Here is a 16,887-nt window from a genome sequence, read left to right as displayed (position 1 = left end):
CAAGTGATGACTCGAACGGATGGCTTTCACCCGTTATTCGGTTAAAAAGCGGTACTCCACATGGTGGCTGTACTGTTCCCCCGCCTTGAGCAGCGGGGTGGGAAAATGGGCGAAGGAGCTGCCGTTGGGAAAGACCTGGGTTTCCAGGCACAACCCCGCCCTTCTGGGATAGGCCCGGCCATCGTGGCCGGTCTCGGTGCCGTCGAGCCCATTGCCGGTATAGAGCTGCAGTCCCGGCTGGTCGGTGTAAACCTGCATCACCCGGCCCGACTTGGGGTCGGAAAGGACGCAGACGGGCTCCTCGGGGCCGTGGGCGTTGAGGCAGTAGTTGTGGTCGTATCCGCCGCCAAAACGGATCTGCTCGTCGTCGGCGTTGATCCCCTCGCTTAAAAGCCGGGGGCTGCGGAAATCGAAGGGGGTTCCCTCCACCGACCGGATCTCCCCGGTGGTCAGGGCGTTCGCGTCGCAGGGGGTAAAGAAATCGGCGGCGATGGAGAGGCGGTGTCCCTCGATGGTCTGGACGTCCGGCTCGCCGGTCAGATTGTAGTAGCAGTGGTTCGTAAGATTGCAAAGGGTGTCCTGATCGCACTGGGCCTCAAAGAGGAGCTCCAGTCCGTTATATTCGTTGAGGGTAAAGGTGATGAAAGCATCCAGGCTGCCGGGAAATCCCTGGTCCATGTGGGGGCTGTGGAGAGAAAAGCGCACCCGGGGCGCGTCCCCGTCCGCCAAGATCTCGCTGTCCCACAGGTAGGTGTTAAATCCCGCCGGCCCGCCGTGGAGGTGGTTGGGGCCGTCGTTGCATGCCACCTGGTAGGTCTTCCCGCCGATGACAAACCGTCCCTTCCCAATGCGGTTGGCGTGGCGTCCCACCGAGAATCCGAAGAAGGAGTGTCCCTTCTCGTAATCCTCGGCGCAGTCGTAGCCTAGGACCATTTCCCCCGGCTTCCCATCCCGGTCGGGGGCCAGGATGGAGACGATGGAGGCGCCGGCGTCGGTGACCGAGGCGGTGAAGCCGTTTTGGTTTTGCAGGATAAACCGCTTGGCCGGGTGGCCGTGATAGGCGCCGAAATCTTCCACACGGATGCTCATAGACCTTTCTCCTCTCATTCCCGCTTGCTGAGAATCTCGCTGTTATAGGCGAACAAGCGGTTTTTTGAAGTCTTGTTGGTAAAGAAGTTATCAAACAGCAGCGCCGCCGCCCCCAGAGTGGAAAGACGGTCGATGTCGCACATCTGTATCTGCAGATAGCAGTAGCTGACATTGGAAAAGCTCTCCCGGACAATCTGTTCCAGCTCCTGACGCAGGGCGGGAATCCGGGCCAGCCACTCCACCTGCCAGAGTAAGAAGTGGGGGTCCAAGAGCTTTACCAGGATATCCATGCACATTTTAATATAGGAAAGGGCCTCCCGGAGCACCCGGAGCACCGGTTCGCTGCCCTCGTTGGCGAGATCCACCATCGCGTCCAAATCAAAGTCTTCCTCCACCGCTTCCCCCGCCTCTTTTAATGCGGCGCGGCACCGGTCGATGACCTTGGCGTAGAGGAGGATTTGTTCAAAGCTGGCCATCTTCCCGTGGAAGTCCACCTGGATGTGGGCAAGCTCCCCCGCGTTGTGGTTAAACCCGCTCAAAAGCCGCCCCTCATTGATGACCCCGCAGCCCACGCCCTCGGGTCCGCTGGAAAAATAGGCCAGGCTGTCGGTGCCGCAGTAGCCCATCCATTTAAGGGCCAAAACCATACCCTTGACGTCGTTGCCGATATAGACCGGAAATCCCAGACGCTGTTCCATGATGAGTTTTGCTTCCAGCCCCCGGTAACCGGGGATGTTGGGAAGGTTGAGGATGACGCCGGTCATGTCGTTGACCTGGCCCGGCCAGGTGACGCCCGCGCCGATGACCTGCGCGGGGACGATCCCGTTTTCCTCCAACAGCTCCTGGATTTCGTCCACCATCAGCCGCAGGATGACGTCGGGGTTTGTTTCACTGACCCGCCGTTCCCGGTAGGCGATGCAAGCTGACTGGAAGTCGTAAAGCCCCGTCTCGATCCGCCCGAGGACCATCCGCTGGCCCACCACCATGCCGAAATCCGGGTTGAGCTCATAGCTAACGGCCTTGCGTCCGCCGCTGGTGACGGCGTTGGATGTATCGGTAGCCTCTCGAATCACATTCTGATCCAGCAGGTCGTTGACGATGTTGTGGGAGGAAACGGAAGTGATGCCGATTTTTTTGGAGATCTCATTCTTGGTAATGGGCCCCTCCCGTTTGATGAGGGCCAGGGCGTTGACGGTATTTCTAATTTTTAACGATATGATGTTACCCATAAGACAAAATCCACCTTTTCATGCATTTATTCATTCCATTATTAAATGTGTGAATCAGAATGTCAAGCGTTCTGTTCCATCCTGAGAAAAGTTAGAGGGAGGCGGATTGTAAAATCAATTATCAATTAATTTATTAATTGTTTTAATTAAAGTATATACTTTTTCAATTCTCTGTCAATGCCCGCAGCACAAATTTTTAAACTTTGTATGATTTTCTAAATACGAATCCGGTGTTTCGTATAGTATTTATAAACAAAAGGATAGAATCCTAGTCATATATAATAATACTCGTCTTGTTTTAGACCACTTTTATAGAACTTTGCACCGGCATGTTTTTCAGACGATATGCCCATTGTGCCGGACAATGGGTTTCCCCGGAAAAACGGCATTCTATCCATGACAGCTTCCATTGATTGTCATAAATCCCTTCTTATATTATAAAAAGCAAAAAATGTAGGAAAATTTCGTATGGCATTTTACTTGACAAAATATTAGCCGTCATTTATTCTAAAATTGACAAAACAAATCCACAGATAGCGCAACAAATTGATAAATCTCATACAGATCGGAGGGGTATGCCATGACTCTATGGAAACGCGCGGTCCTTTATTTCACCAGAAAGAAGGGAAAGAGCATCCTGCTCTTTTTTATTCTCCTGGTCATGGTGTCCCTAGCGCTCATCGGCATCTCGGTGCAGTGGGCCGCTCAGTCCGCCGCGTCTGAACTCCGGGAAAATTTAGGGGCCTATTTTAAGTTGGAAAACGACATCAATAAAGCTGATCAGTGGAAGCAGCGGGTCACGCCGGAACTTTGTCAAAAGGTGATGGAGGAAGAGGGTGTCAAGGACTATAACGGCATGGATATCTTCTATCTCAACACCGGAGATTTGCAGCTGACCCCGGGCTATTTCTCCTCCAGCGACCCCGACGATCCCCGGGGCATGGTACCCCGCTTTCTAGCAAATACCAAGACCGAGTTGCACGATCAATTTCTGACCCGCTCGCTCGAACTGAGCGAGGGGCGGCATATCGCACCCGACGACGTGGGCAAGTGCCTGATTTCCGAGACACTGGCCGGAATGAACGGCCTGAAAATCGGCGATACCATCACCGGCGCCATTGACGAGGACATCGCGGGGGACAACGCCGCCGCCGTGGGGAAATCCTTTTCCTTTGAGGTGGTCGGCATCTACCGCATTGTGGCCAGCTACCCCTCCGCCGTAGGTTCCCCCGAGCGGGACCTCATCGAAAACTACATCTTCACCGACAGCCAATCCGGTTTTGACGCGGCCTCCGTTCTGCGGGGCAATGATGCGCCTATTTACCGCTACGGCGCCACCTTTTTTGTGAAGGATCCCCGGCAGATCGGCAATATCCTCTCCCATTTGGAAGAGCGGGAAGACATCGATTGGCCCTCCTTTAAAGCCAATGTCAACGACGTGGCCTACCAGACTTCCGCCCGTCCTCTGGAACGGCTGAGCGGTTTTATCACCGTCTTAATCGTCATCATCATGGCAGTAAGCGTGGTGCTCCTCTCCCTGATTCTTCTCTTGTGGATCCGCAACCGCATTCATGAGATCGGCATCTATCTCTCCATCGGCATCCGCAAACGGAGCATCCTAGGGCAGTTTATCGCGGAATGTATGATGATCGCCGTCATCGCTTTCGCCGCCTCCTTCCTTTTGTCCAGCGTGGCGGCCAACCACATTGGCAACGCCGTTCTCTCCGGTATTTCCGCCTCCCAAACGGCGGAAGAATCCAGCGACTCCTCCTTCTCTCCCCTCAACGACCCCAATGCGCCCGATTTCGCGGCGGAGGAAACCCAGCCCATCCAGGTGAAGGTGGGGCTCGCCTCCTTCCTGACGGTGGTCCTAGCAGGCACGGGCGTCATTGTTCTTTCGGTATCGGCGGCCTCTCTTTCCATCATCCGTCTCAAACCTAAGAACATCCTCTCCAATATGAGTTAAGGCTAGCCTCCGATCCACACGATCCCAAAGACATCTTATCCTCTATAAGCTAAACGATTTTGCAGTGAAAGGAGATTTTCTATGGGGATTGGTAAACGCGCATTTCTCTATCTGACGCGAAAAAAAGGCAAGACCGCCCTGCTTTTGGGCCTTCTCTTCCTCATGACCACCTTGGCGCTCATCGCCCTGGGCATACAGCGGGGCGCTTCCGACGCCGCAGAGGACCTGCGGCTGAGCTTCGGCAGCACCTTCACCCTCAAGGTCCGCTACGACGGAGAAAATCCCGACCTATGGAAAATCGAAGACGTGATCGTCGACGGGAAGGTCCAGGGCTCCACCAAAATCTACACCGGCCCTGTCATCGACGACGCCCTCATCGACAAGGTCTTGGCCATTGACGGGGTGGAGCGGTATGTCATCGACAGCATCACCCACTTCCTTTATACCGAAGGGCTGGACATCGTGCCCGGCGCCTATGCTTCCACCGTAGAAGAAGACCCCAATGATATCTACTGGGCCCACGCCTTGGATTTCCAGGTAACCGGGGACAGTGAGCTGCATTCCGCCTTCCGCACCGGGGCGCTAGAAATTGTGGCGGGACGCCACATCCAGCCCGGCGGCCAGGGAGAAGTCCTCATCTCCGACGTGATGGCGCAGCGCAGCGGTCTGACTGTCGGGGACACCTTTACCGCCAGCGGCAGGGAGGGCTTGGAAGTGCCGGACGGCGACTACGAAACCGTCACCGCCGGACCCTTTACCATGCACATTGTGGGCATCTTTAAAATCAACGCCGCGCTCCCACCCTCCAGCTATCTGACAATCGAATCCTGGTATCCGGAAAATTACGTCTTCATGGACACCTCCCACGAGGACGTCTTGGGAAGCGGCGGCAAGTACAGCTCCGCCACCTTTTTTGTCGAGGACCCCAAAGAGCTCGATCGCGTCATCGGGGAAGCGGAGGACATCGAGGGGCTGGACCCCATGTACTTTACCATCCGCCGGGACGACGCCCTTTACCGTTCCTCTGCGGGGCCGCTCCAAACCATGAGTTCCCTCTCCCTCATCCTGATCATCGTGGTTCTCCTCGGCTGCGCGTTTTTAATTTACCTCATCCTCTCCATGGGGGTCAAAAGCCGGGGCCATGAAATCGGGGTTCTCCTCTCCATGGGGGTGAGCAAGTGGAAAATCCTGTGGCAGCAATTACTCGAATGTCTCCTCGTCTTTGCCGTCGCTTTCCTGCTTTCCTGGGGCAGCGCCAGTCTCCTGGCGTCGCCGGTGGGAAATGCGGTGCTCTCCGCCGCCTCTCCGCCCCAGGGGGAGGTGAAGGCTCCCGAATATGTCATGCTGGAAGGGTTTGTCTATGACGCGCCCGCCCGCACTCCCGTTTCCATCGACATTCCCCTGGGACCTGGGGAAATCGCTTCCGTCGCCGCCGCCGGTTGCGCGGTCATCGCGCTGTCCATCACTTTGGCCGGTGTGCCCATTTTAAAGAAAAAGCCCAAGGATGTCCTGTCATCTATGAGTTAGGAGGAAAAACTATGAGTCTGCTCGAATTAAAAGAGGTCTCCTACGCCTACACCCAATTCAAAGTGGTGCTCGACGGCATTGATTTAACGCTGGAAGAGGGAAAGATGTATGTCATCCTGGGCCCTTCCGGCTGCGGAAAGACCACCCTGCTCTCCCTGATCGGCGGTCTGGACATCCCCACCGGCGGCAAAATCCTGTTTCGGGGCAAGGATTTAAACGAAATCGGCCTGGAAGCCCACCGTCGCAGCAATGTGGCGTTCATTTTCCAAAACTATAACCTGATCGACTACATGACCCCGGCGGAAAACGTCATGCTCACCTCCAAAAAGCCGCCCATCCCCGAGCTTGTCAAGGTGGGATTGACCGAAGAGGAAGCCAAACGCAACGTCCTCAAGCTCTCCGGCGGCCAGCAGCAGCGGGTGGCCATCGCCCGGGCCTTGGCCTGTGAGGCGCCGGTCATCCTGGCCGACGAGCCCACCGGCAACCTGGATGAGGACACCGCCAAGGAGATCACCATCCTGCTCAAAGAAAGCGCCCACCAGTTGGGCAAATGCGTGGTCGTGGTCACCCACTCCAGTGAGATCGCCAAGCAAGCCGATGTGATCTTCCGCCTGACCCAGGGCAAGGTCCATGTCCTGGACGGCAGTGAACCGGTGGACGATCTGCTCGACAAAGACAAAGCGGAGTAATCATAGAAACCCAGCCGTCAAAAAGACGGCTGGGTTTTTGTTACCCGATCTTCTCCCTCCGGGTCCGACGGTGTCTCTCCGCCAAAGACATCGGTCTTTTCTCCCCCGCTCTTTGCCCTTCCAAGATGACCCTCCATCAAATCTGCCAACTTTTTGCGCCGTCGGGGTATTTTACCCGGCGCCCCTCCCATGCTATAATAAGAACATCCATGCCGCCCGGCTTTGGGACGGCAGAAAACGGAAGGGGGGCGGGCGCCTTGCGCCGGTTTTCTACACAAGTCTTATCGCTTTTGGCGGCAGTTGCCGTCCTGCTGTCCTTCGCCGGCTGCGAATGGCCGGACATGAAACAGATCGGCCGGCCCGATACGCCCGCTCCCATCCTGACACCGGACGGCTTTGACCTTTCCATTGACAACACACCCAGCTCGTTTGACCCGTCCAAGGCCGCCAAGATTCATTTTGACGGGACAAAAATTTCAGTCCAGGGCCGGGGCGCCACCGCCCGCGGCAATCTGCTGACCATCGGCACGGGCGGGACCTATGTCCTCTCGGGCCGCCTGGACGACGGCTGCATCGTTGTGATGGCTTCTGAAGACCAGGTGGTCCAATTGGTGCTGGACGGCGCGTCCATCCCCTGCAAGGACGACGCTCCCCTCTATGTCATCGAAGCGGGCAAGGTGGTCCTCACCCTCACGGAGAATAGCGAAAATTATCTCAGCGACGGCAGCTCCTACGCCCTCTTTCACGGGGACAACAAGGTGGACGGCTGTATTTACTCCAAGGTGGATCTCGTCATCAATGGCACGGGGAGCCTGGAAGTGACCGGCAATTTCCGCCACGGCATTGTCTCCAAGGACGGGCTGACCGTCACCGGCGGGCGGGTGCGGATTACCTCCGCGGGCCAGGGCCTCTCCGGACGGGATTATGTCAAGGTCGGCGGCGGGGAGGTGGACATCCGTTCCCAGACCGACGGCATCCAGTCGAGCAGCACCGCCAAGGGGCGGGGTCTCTTCTACATGGCGGGCGGCAATCTTGCCATCGACGCCCAAAACGACGCCATCCAGGCGGAAAACCTGGTGCAGATCGACGGCGGTACCCTTTCCGTCACCACCCGGGGCGGCAGTGAGAACGCCCCCTCCTCCCTGTCGGGCAGTCCCCACACCCAGTGGTCCATGGCGGGGGCGGAGAAACCGGAAGCAGAGGAAGAGGCGGTGGACTTTAACGCCAAGGGACTCAAGTCCGCCCACACCGTCCGTATCACCGGCGGCGAAATGGAGATTGACACCTACGAAGACGCCATCCACGCCAACGGTTCGGTGGAAATTTCCGGCGGGAACTTGTCCATCTTCGCGGGCGACGACGCTGTCCATGCCGATGAAGACGTGCTGATCAGCGGCGGAACTCTCCACATCCCCGCCTGCTATGAGGGCCTTGAGGGCGCCACCGTCACCATCTCCGGCGGCGATATCGCCGTGACCGCCTCGGACGACGGCATCAACGCCGCCAGCAAGGACCCGAAGAAGGAAAACCGCCCCAAGGAGAGTCTGGACGGCGAGGACAACGACTATTTCGTGCGCATTACCGGCGGCACCCTGTCCATCGACGCCGCCGGGGACGGCATCGACACCAACGGCGACCTGTATGTGGAGGGTGGGTCCATCCAGGTCTGCGGGGCCAGCTACACCTCCGACACCGCCCTTGATTACGACGGCGTTGCCATCATCACCGGCGGCACCATCCTGGCTGCGGGCAGCGGACCCTGGGCCCAGGGCTTCGGCCCCCTCTCGACCCAGTATTCCTTCCTGTGCAACCTCCCGGACACGGTGCCCGGCGGCATTCCCCTCACCCTCACCGACCAAAGCGGCCAGGTGCTGGCCACCTATACGCCGGCGCGGATGTACCAGTCGGTGGTCTATTCCTCCCCCGCGCTGCGAAAGGGCGAGACCTATTTCTTCCTGGCCGCCGATCAATCCGCCTCGGTGACACTCAACAGAATCGACGCCGCCAACGTGACGAGCCAAGAGACCCGGCCCACCGATTCCCCCTATTGACCTCCGATCCGGGATGACGCGATCAGGATCTCATCCATACAACTGCCGCGCCGCTCGCGCTTATCACCACCTTCGTGCCATCACGCGTCCCGCCCGCCGCTGGCGGACCTCCGGTCCGGGTTGCCGCAGCCGAGGCTTCATCCATACGACTGCCGCGCCGCTCGCGCTTATCACTACCTTCGTGCCATAGCGCGTCCTGCAAGCCGCAGGCGCAAAAAAGCAGTCGCCTGGTCAGGCGGCTGCTTTTTATCTAATTATGCTTCATTTTCCTCGAAGACCAGTTGGGGGAACTTTAAATCCAGAAAGTAGTTGCGCTCCATCATTTCGGCGTCCAGCACCCGGTAAAACTGCTTTTCTCCCCGGGCACATTTGCACGCGTAGAAGGGCTTATAAATCTTCTGAATTTCTTTAAGGGTGATCTCCGCCTGTCTGCCGAACTTGGCCATTACCTGTTTCTTGAGCTCCTCGCAGATGATGTCCCCGGCATTTTCCAGGGTGACGACGGCTTTCGCCACCATCCCCGGGTCCACCTCTTTGTCCTCGAGCACCGGCAGGTTTTTCATCTTGGAGACATGCCCGTCCAGGCTGTCGCAGACGGCGAAATAATATTCCGTCATCCGCCGGTTCCCGGGCTGGGGCAGCTCCGACTTGACCCCCGCCGTGTAATAGGGGTAGTAGAAAAAGTGGGTTTCCAGCAGCCGCACCGGCTGGGGCCGGGTGAACAGGCGGATGATTCTTCCCACCGCGCCGTAAGTTTCCTTGACGGCCATCTGTTCCACCTTTTCCGGCGCGCTTAGGCGCTGGGGTGTGCACTGAATGATCATATCCGTTAGTCCTTGATCAGAATGTCATCGAAGAAGACATCGATGACCTCCTGGGAAGGCTTCTTGGTGAAGAGGCTGACCACGACGCAGATGATCAGGGAGACGACGCCGCCGAAGATGGCGGGCCAGATTCCCAGCGGCCAATTGGAGAAGGACTGGAACTGCACATAGCCCATCACATACCAGAAGACGCAGGCGACGGCGCCGCCGATGATGCCGGCGGTTCCTGCCGCCTTGGTGCATTTGGGCCACCAGAGGCCCAACATCAGCGGGAAGGTGAAGGCCGAAGCCATCAGGCTAAAGGAGATGGTGACAATCCACAGGACAGATGCCGGCGGGTTGATGGCGACCACCAGACCCAGCAGGCCGATGACCAGGGTGACCACACGGCTGATGGTGAGGCCCTTCTTGCTGTTGCTCTCGCCATGCATCATTTTAACATAGATGTTGTTGGTAACCAGCGACCCCGTCATGAGCAGGATGGAGTCGATGGTGGACATCATGGCGCCCAATGCCGCCGCCAGAACGATGCCGCCGACGATGGGAGGCAGGAGGTTTTGCATCAGCATGGGGACGGTCATATCGGTGTTCTCCAGCGCCGGAAGCAGGACGCCCGCGGCGATGGCGATGAGGGTAAAGCAGATGTAGATGAAGGACTGGAATCCAACGGAGTAGACCAGCGCTTTTTTCAGGGTCTTGTCGTCGCTGGTGATGAGAAAGCGGGTGGTGGAAGCGGGGGAGCCGCCGATCTGGAAGAATCCATAGACCCAGAAGCCGGAGACCACCCACAACAGCGGCATGACGCCGGTAAAGCCCATGCCCGCGGGGTTAATCTGCGCATAAGCCGCGTGCATCTGGGAGAAGCCGCCGGCGGCGCTGACCGCGACGGGGGCCAGAATGGCGAAGCCCACGATCATGATGATGCCCTGAATTAAGTCGGTCCAGGCCACGGCGAACATGCCGCCAAGGACCGTATAGAGAATGACGATACCGCCGAAGACCAGCAGGCCCGCCCAGTAGGGGATGCCCAGCAGCACTTCGAAGGAGTTGGCCGCCGCTTTGAGCTGCGCGGCGATCATCGGGATGGACGCGATGATGATGATGGCGACGCTGATTAAGGAAGAGCTTTTGCCGTAGCGCGCCTCAAAGACGTCGGAGAGGGTGACGCTCTTTAACCGGGAGGACACCTTGCGCATCCGGTCGCCCACCAGGATGTAGGAGAACCAGGGCGCAGAAGCCGAAGCGATGGCCGCGGGGATAAAGTTGTAGCCCAGCACTTTGCACTGGCCCACAGCGCCCAGATAGGTGCTGCCGCTCATCTGGGTGGCGGAAAAAGAGAAACCGATGGCGGCGGGACCCAGCTTATCCTTGGCCAGGAAGTAGTCCATATCGGAGCTCACCTTCCGGTTGAAGATAAAACCAACGCCCAGCATGGCCACAAAATACAAAATGATAATGATAAAATATTGTGTCGTCGCTGACATTACGTTTTCACCTCATTGTTTTTCTATTCTTTCACTGCATGGTAGATGGCAGCGGCAACTAGGAAGATATAGCCCAGATAGCCGATGATCCAGGGGCCGGTCCCCAGGTTCCAAAAGTTGCCGGGAACGTTAAATGCCATGATGAGGGTGCCGCCAATGAGAAAAACTAGCATTAAGATGATGGAACCAATTGGCAATTTGACCTTCATGTGATCTGCTCCTTTCCTGTCTATTCTCTACACCAGCGGGCCTATGGAAACCCGCCGGGAAGTTACCAGATTTCGCGCAGGGCGCGCAGGGTGTTGCCGCCGATGACCTTGGCGATGTCCTCCTCGGCGTAGTCGTGCTTGACCAGCCAGCGCACCACGTTGCGGAAAGCCTCGGTGGGGTTCTCCATGCCTTTGACATACTGGACATGGGGGAAGGATGCGCCGCCCGCCGCCTGGACCTGCTTGAGGGAGAGGGTCTTGGCCGCCGCGTTGTGCAGCCCCACATGGTCGCCGTAGGTGGTGTCGGGTCCGAAGGAGACGTGATCGATGCCCACCAGGTTTTTGATGTACTCAAAGTGCTCCATGATGCCTTCGATGTTGTGCTCCAGGTTATTGGGGGTCAATGTGGTGTGGGGCGCCGCCTCCACGCCGATGACGCCGCCCTTTTCGGCGCAAGCCTTCATGACGTCGTCGGTTTTGAGCCGCTTGGAGGGCCAGAGGGAACGGGCGCCGGTGTGGGTGATGAGGATGGGCTTGGTGCTCGCCGCGATGGCGTCGGCCGCCGTCTGCTCGCCCACATGGGACAGGTCGATGGCCATGCCGATGCGGTTCATCCGGTCGACGACCTCTTCGCCGAACTTGGTCAGTCCTCCGTCGTGCTCCTCCTTGATGCCGCAGCCGATGCCGTTGGCCTCGCTGTAGGTCAGTCCCATGAGCCGCACGCCGAAGCCGTAGAGCATGTCGATGCGGTCGAGCTCATTTTCAATCATGGCCGCGCCCTCGATGGTGGGAATCCAGGCGATTTTGCCCTCTTTTTTGGCCCGCAGGATGTCGTCCACCGAACCGCATTTAATAAGGAAGTCCTGGTGGGCGATGTCGCAGCAGCGCATCCCCAGGTCATAGATGACGTCGTCCCACTTCCAGCCGTGCTTGGAGGTGATGAAGCAGACGCCGTCGAGAAGGTTATCAAACACCGCGTCCAGGTTGGACTCCGCCAGGCCTTTGTAGGCGGTGAGCACCCGGCCGTTGTTGGCATACTCCAAGGAGCGGGTGATGTCCTTGGGGAATGTGTTGACATGCTCATGCAGGGAGATGACGGGATATTTCGCCTCGATCTCGGCCACTTTGTCTTCCTGAGCGGGGGTCAGCTCAATGAGATAGGGCTCGAATTCGTTGGTTTCCTCCGCGGGCTCGATCCAGGGGAAATCCACGCCCGCTTCCAGATATTCATAGGATTTAAATCCCTTGTAGCCTTTTTTCAGTGCCATGTTTTCAGGTCCTTTCCAAAATACTTTTAATTGGCATAGCCGCCGGCCATGTCATGCGCGTCGAGGACCAAAGCCCCGTGCGCTTTCGTCCTTTTTTTCCAGGCTTGGGTTCCCCTCCCGCCTGTTTCCCGCACGCTATTCTCTATCTCAGTTTGGGCGGGGTCGGAAACGCCTTCTTGCTGTGGCTGAGTCCGCTGGCGATTAGGCCCTCCAGGAACTTGAGGGACGCAATCGGCGGGCTGATGACCGGCACGCCCAGCGCCTCGCTCATCTCCTTGGCCATGCCGGAAAACGCCATGGTCATGCAGCCGAAGACAAGACAGTCGGCCCGGTCCTCCTTGATGGCGGCCCTGGCCTCTTCCATGGCCCGCTCCTTGAGCAGCTCCGGACGCTCGTTGAGTTCGAGCACCGGGATGTCCACCACCCGCACCGAGGCGAGCTTTCTCTCACATCCCGCTTTGAGCGCCATCTCTTCGATGGTGGGAACCACCGTGTCCATGATGGTGATAACCGAAAAGTGGTGCCCCAGCATGGCGGCGTAATGCATGGAGGTGACTCCAGGGCCCACCACCGGGATATTGACCAATTCCCTGGCCCCATCCAGTCCCGGGTCGGCATAGCAGCCCAGAATGACGCCGTCAAAGCCGTCCTTCTCCGCCTGGACAATCAGATCGATGGTATTGGGAATTCCCAAATACTCCTCATAAGTCGACTCAATGGATTCCGGGCCATCCGGAATGTCGCGGATGTCCACGATGGTGCCGGGGGCCGCAAAGGACTGCAGCACATTTTTGCGCCGTTCCATCTCTTTGGTGCCCATGCGGCTTTTTGACATGATGCCTGGTACCGCATATAGTATTTTCATGAGAGTTCACCCCTTTAAAAGATTAAAATGTTCGTATAAATTTTCTATATTATACGGCTTTTTTCACAATTTGTCTATATTTCCGACCGACTTTCGACACAATTAGGGCGACGAAAAAAGCCCTCTCTTGTGGAAACAATCCCGTACAATCTGCCTACGGCGGCCCCCGCTTTCGCCGGGGCGGCTGTTTTGCGCGCAAAAAGGACCGGCCGTTTTTACGGCCGGTCCTTCGATGGTTTTTCCTATATTATAGCGCCTTGGCGCTCCCTACTCGTCGAAGAGGGGGGTGCTGAAATAGCGCTCGGCGGTATCGGGCAGGATGGTGACCACCGTCTTGCCCTTGCCCAGGCGCTCGGCGAGCTTCAGAGCCGCTGCCACATTGGTACCGCTGGAGATGCCGCACATGAGCCCCTCCAGCCGGGCCAGGTTCCGGGCCGTTTCGATGGCCTCGTCGTCGGTGACGATGTAGATGTCGTCGTAGATCTCCCGGTTGAGGTTCTCGGGGATCAGCCCGTCGCCGATGCCCATCTGCAGATGGGTGCCGATGGTGCCGCCGGCCAGGATGGCCGCGTTCTCCGGCTCCACCGCCCAGATGGTGATCTGGGGGTTCTGGGCCTTGAGCACCTCCCCGATGCCGCTGATGGTGCCGCCGGTCCCCACGCCGGAACAGAACCCGTCGATGGGCCCCGCCACCTGCTCGAGGATTTCCAGCGCCGTGCGGTGCTTGTGGACCAGGGGATTGGCGGGATTTGTAAACTGCTGGGGCACATAGACCCGCGGGTCCTCCTTTGCCATGCGCATGGCGGTCTGCAGGCACTCCTCAATACACGCGCCGATGTCCCCGTCGTCGTGGATGAGGATGACGCTGGCGCCATAGTGTCGCACCAGCTTTCTGCGCTCCTCGCTCACCGAGTCGGGCATGATGATGACCGTCTTGTACCCCTTCACCGCGCCGATGAGGGCCAGTCCGATGCCCTGGTTGCCGCTGGTGGGCTCCACGATGATGGACTCGGGACCGATGAGCCCCTGCTTCTCCGCCGCTTCGATCATATTAAAGGCGGTCCTTGTCTTGATGGACCCGCCCACATTGAGTCCCTCATATTTGACCAGGACTTGGGCCGCGTCGGGATTTCCCATCCGGCTCAAGCGTATCATGGGCGTGTGCCCCATCGCTTCCAAAACATTCTGATAAATCACAGTAACTCTCCCCACTTCATTTCTCATTCAAAACTATATTGCTATATTATAGTACGAAACCCAACTTTGTGAAAGAGCCTCTTGGGGGTTTTCCTCCGACTCGATTGCCGGTAGATTCCTAAAAGGGCAAAGTTTTCCAGGAATGGGCCTTTACTTTGTATGCTACATCCGGTACAATAATGTAGGTACATTAAAATAATGGAGGATTGCGCCTGTGGATGTCGAATATTTTCAAAAAACGTTTCATTTTACCCCGGAAAGCAAACTCTCCCTCTATGCTCAATTGGCATCCTATATCCGCGTGCAAATTCAAGCGGGGGTTTTGCAGCCCGGCGACAAAATGATCCCGGAAAACTGCATCAGTGAGCTATTGGGTATCAGCCGCACCACGGTGCGCCAATGTATGAACCGGCTGGTAGAGGAAGGGCTCCTCATTCGCTACCGGGGCAAAGGTACCTTTATCACCGACCGGAAGCAGCGCCGCAACATCAGTTATGTCTACGGCTACACCGACAATCTCCTGGAGGCCGGCTTCACTCCCTCCTCCATCATCATGGAGCAGCGGGTGGTGGAGGTGACCGATCCCCAGATCCGGGAAAAACTCATGCTTCCCCAGGGCCAGACCCAGGCTTTTTTCCTCTCCCGGCTGCGCTGCGCCAACGGCGAGCCCATCATCCAGGAAAACGCCTATATTCCTTATTATTTATGTAACGGCATCGAGCAGATCAATTTTGAGTCCGCTTCCCTCTATCAGGTCCTCAGCAGCCGTTTTTCCATCACCATCGACCACGTCACCGAGCGCATCGATTCGGTGATTGTGGACAAACATATCGCCGGTCTGTTGCGCTGCAGCACAGACCGCCCCGTACCGGGCTATAAGCTGGAGCACATCTCCTACCTGGACTCCGGCTACGTGGTGGAGGTGACCACCTCCATCGCCCGGGCCGACCAGTGTTCTTTCTACCTGGAGTTTTCCAAATCCGGCGGGCGCTCCAACTTCTACTTCACCCGGCAGATGAATATTTGATGGGGCCGCGGCCCGCGCCTGGACAAAAATTTTTGTCCAGGTTTTTTTGTTGCCCGTATAGACCCATGCTCCATTGCCGCCAAAGGCCCAAGCTTGTTGCAATCGTCCCAAATCTGTGCAAAATAGCGAGAATGAGGCCGCTTTTTCTCTCTTTTTTCTCTTGACTAACGTTTTTCTGTTTTTTATACTTTGTATCATACAACCCAAACATATCATCCTTTGTTATTTTTATCACACATGACCGCCCTTTCCTTACAGAAACGGCGGATGCCAACAGGATACGACGATTTTGCCGGGAAAGGGGGGCAGTTTCCCATCAAACCAATGGGGATATGGTATCAGCCGCCAAACCGAAAACATGAGAGGAGACTTTTTCATGAAAAAATTGTTGGCGCTTATTTTGGCAGCATTTTTGATCGTCACCGTTTTTGCCGGTTGCGCGCCAAAGGAGACTCCCTCCTCCTCCGCGCCCGGTTCCTCTGCAGGTCCTTCCAACGCCGGAGACAGCGGCAAGAAAGGCCCTTACAAATTCGGCTACACCGCCATCACACTGAACAATCCCTTCTTCGGCTATATTGAAGGGATTATGCGAGGCGTCATCGAGGGCAACGGGGATGAGCTGGTCTCCGCCGACCCCCAACAGGACGTCTCCAAACAGATTTCCCAAATTGAAGATATGGTCACCCAGGGCATCGACGTGCTGATGCTCAACCCCGTGGACTCGGAGGGCGTGCGCCCGGGGCTGGACGCCTGCAAAAAGGCCAATATCCTGGTAGTCAACTTTGACAACGATGTGGCGGACACCGACCTTGTCAACTGCATCCTGGTTTCCAACAACGAAAACGCCGGGTATATCGTGGGCAAAAAGGTGGTTGAGGACTTCCCCGACGGCGCGACCATCGCCATTTTGCACAGTCCCACCGCCCAGTCCTGTATCGACCGGGTGGCCGGTTTCCGCAAGGCCATCGCGGAGTCGGCGAGCCCCGACGCCTACAAGGAAGTGGCGGAACAGGACGGCAAAGGTTCCACCCAGGATTCCCTGCCCCTGGCGGAGAATATCCTTCAAGGCAACCCCAATTTGGACCTTTTCTTCTGCATCAACGACCCGTCCGCCGTGGGTGCCGTGGCGGCTCTCAAGGCAGCCAACAAGGTAGGCATCGTGAAGGTCTACGGCATCGACGGCGCGCCTGAGGGCAAGGCCGCGGTCAAAAACGGGGAAATGGTAGCCACCGGCGCCCAGTCCCCCAAGTCCATCGCGGAACAGTCGGTGGAGGTCGCCTATAAGCTGCTGGCCGGAGAGACGGTGGAGCATAAAATTTTGGTGGAGACCTTCCTCATTGACAGCAGCAATGTGGGCCAGTACGGCACCGATAGCTGGCAGTAACGCCCGTTCCTTCCGTTGGACGGCAACCGCCGCTGCGGCGTCATCCTCCTAATAAAAAAGGGACAGCCCAAAACGGCT

14 protein-coding genes are annotated in these 16,887 nt (G+C 57.3%); 6 read left to right on the top strand and 8 right to left on the bottom strand.

Translation table 11 applies throughout. The features are described from left to right. Positions 1–33: 33 nt before the first annotated feature. Both H8709_RS10445 and H8709_RS10440 read right to left on the bottom strand, forming a co-directional pair. Entirely contained in the window at positions 34–1,089 is a 1,056-nt protein-coding gene (locus H8709_RS10445) for an aldose epimerase family protein (RefSeq protein WP_262398316.1), read from the bottom strand. A gap of 14 nt (positions 1,090–1,103) precedes the next feature. Continuing rightward, a complete protein-coding gene (locus H8709_RS10440) occupies positions 1,104–2,318 on the bottom strand; it encodes an ROK family protein (protein WP_262398315.1) in 1,215 nt (404 codons plus the stop codon). Between the two features lie 580 nt (positions 2,319–2,898). Between H8709_RS10440 and H8709_RS10435 the strand changes: the two genes are divergently transcribed. The 4 genes from H8709_RS10435 (at position 2,899) to H8709_RS10420 (ending at position 8,551) form a co-directional block, all read left to right on the top strand. Next, positions 2,899–4,284: an ABC transporter permease gene (locus H8709_RS10435; RefSeq protein WP_262398314.1), complete on the top strand. Its 1,386-nt coding sequence runs from the start codon at positions 2,899–2,901 to the stop codon at positions 4,282–4,284. A gap of 81 nt (positions 4,285–4,365) precedes the next feature. Continuing rightward, positions 4,366–5,811 (top strand): ABC transporter permease, encoded by a 1,446-nt coding sequence (locus H8709_RS10430; protein ID WP_262398313.1) that lies wholly within the window; start codon positions 4,366–4,368, stop codon positions 5,809–5,811. 11 nt (positions 5,812–5,822) lie between these two features. Further along, positions 5,823–6,500, top strand: a complete 678-nt coding sequence (locus tag H8709_RS10425) for an ABC transporter ATP-binding protein (protein ID WP_262398312.1) — start codon at positions 5,823–5,825, stop codon at positions 6,498–6,500. Between the two features lie 341 nt (positions 6,501–6,841). Beyond that, positions 6,842–8,551 (top strand): carbohydrate-binding domain-containing protein, encoded by a 1,710-nt coding sequence (locus tag H8709_RS10420; protein WP_262398311.1) that lies wholly within the window; start codon positions 6,842–6,844, stop codon positions 8,549–8,551. Between the two features lie 254 nt (positions 8,552–8,805). Here the strand turns inward: H8709_RS10420 and H8709_RS10415 are convergent, their stop codons facing one another. From H8709_RS10415 to cysK, 6 genes are all read right to left on the bottom strand, one after another. Further along, complete coding sequence (locus H8709_RS10415; RefSeq protein WP_262398310.1) at positions 8,806–9,375, bottom strand: hypothetical protein; 570 nt, start codon at positions 9,373–9,375, stop codon at positions 8,806–8,808. Between the two features lie 5 nt (positions 9,376–9,380). Then, a complete protein-coding gene (locus H8709_RS10410) occupies positions 9,381–10,859 on the bottom strand; it encodes a sodium:solute symporter family protein (RefSeq protein ID WP_262398309.1) in 1,479 nt (492 codons plus the stop codon). Positions 10,860–10,882: 23 nt separating this feature from the next. After that, on the bottom strand, positions 10,883–11,068 hold the full coding sequence (locus H8709_RS10405; protein WP_262398308.1) for a hypothetical protein: 186 nt from the start codon (positions 11,066–11,068) through the stop codon (positions 10,883–10,885). A 62-nt stretch (positions 11,069–11,130) separates the two neighbouring features. Further along, positions 11,131–12,336 carry a dipeptidase gene (locus H8709_RS10400; protein ID WP_262398307.1) on the bottom strand — a complete coding sequence of 402 codons (1,206 nt, stop codon included), beginning with the start codon at positions 12,334–12,336 and terminating at the stop codon, positions 11,131–11,133. A gap of 142 nt (positions 12,337–12,478) precedes the next feature. Further along, complete coding sequence (locus tag H8709_RS10395; RefSeq protein ID WP_262398306.1) at positions 12,479–13,201, bottom strand: aspartate/glutamate racemase family protein; 723 nt, start codon at positions 13,199–13,201, stop codon at positions 12,479–12,481. Positions 13,202–13,468: 267 nt separating this feature from the next. Then, entirely contained in the window at positions 13,469–14,398 is a 930-nt protein-coding gene (cysK, locus tag H8709_RS10390) for a cysteine synthase A (RefSeq protein WP_262398305.1), read from the bottom strand. Between the two features lie 214 nt (positions 14,399–14,612). Here cysK and H8709_RS10385 point away from each other — a divergent pair, with 214 nt between their 5' ends. Both H8709_RS10385 and H8709_RS10380 read left to right on the top strand, forming a co-directional pair. Beyond that, entirely contained in the window at positions 14,613–15,425 is an 813-nt protein-coding gene (locus H8709_RS10385; RefSeq protein WP_262398304.1) for a GntR family transcriptional regulator, read from the top strand. A 376-nt stretch (positions 15,426–15,801) separates the two neighbouring features. Further along, entirely contained in the window at positions 15,802–16,809 is a 1,008-nt protein-coding gene (locus H8709_RS10380; RefSeq protein ID WP_262398303.1) for a sugar ABC transporter substrate-binding protein, read from the top strand. Positions 16,810–16,887: the final 78 nt, after the last annotated feature.

Source organism: Zongyangia hominis (assembly GCF_014385095.1).
GTDB classification, from domain to species: domain Bacteria; phylum Bacillota; class Clostridia; order Oscillospirales; family Ruminococcaceae; genus Zongyangia; species Zongyangia hominis.
This window is presented reverse-complemented; position numbering and strand designations above follow the sequence as displayed.

Coding starts and splice junctions, on each gene's coding strand:
- H8709_RS10445 (WP_262398316.1), bottom strand. CDS start 1,089: ATGAGCATCCGTGTGGAAGATTTCGGCGCCTATCACGGCCACCCGGCC.
- H8709_RS10440 (WP_262398315.1), bottom strand. CDS start 2,318: ATGGGTAACATCATATCGTTAAAAATTAGAAATACCGTCAACGCCCTG.
- H8709_RS10435 (WP_262398314.1), top strand. CDS start 2,899: ATGACTCTATGGAAACGCGCGGTCCTTTATTTCACCAGAAAGAAGGGA.
- H8709_RS10430 (WP_262398313.1), top strand. CDS start 4,366: ATGGGGATTGGTAAACGCGCATTTCTCTATCTGACGCGAAAAAAAGGC.
- H8709_RS10425 (WP_262398312.1), top strand. CDS start 5,823: ATGAGTCTGCTCGAATTAAAAGAGGTCTCCTACGCCTACACCCAATTC.
- H8709_RS10420 (WP_262398311.1), top strand. CDS start 6,842: ATGAAACAGATCGGCCGGCCCGATACGCCCGCTCCCATCCTGACACCG.
- H8709_RS10415 (WP_262398310.1), bottom strand. CDS start 9,375: ATGATCATTCAGTGCACACCCCAGCGCCTAAGCGCGCCGGAAAAGGTG.
- H8709_RS10410 (WP_262398309.1), bottom strand. CDS start 10,859: ATGTCAGCGACGACACAATATTTTATCATTATCATTTTGTATTTTGTG.
- H8709_RS10405 (WP_262398308.1), bottom strand. CDS start 11,068: ATGAAGGTCAAATTGCCAATTGGTTCCATCATCTTAATGCTAGTTTTT.
- H8709_RS10400 (WP_262398307.1), bottom strand. CDS start 12,336: ATGGCACTGAAAAAAGGCTACAAGGGATTTAAATCCTATGAATATCTG.
- H8709_RS10395 (WP_262398306.1), bottom strand. CDS start 13,201: ATGAAAATACTATATGCGGTACCAGGCATCATGTCAAAAAGCCGCATG.
- H8709_RS10380 (WP_262398303.1), top strand. CDS start 15,802: ATGAAAAAATTGTTGGCGCTTATTTTGGCAGCATTTTTGATCGTCACC.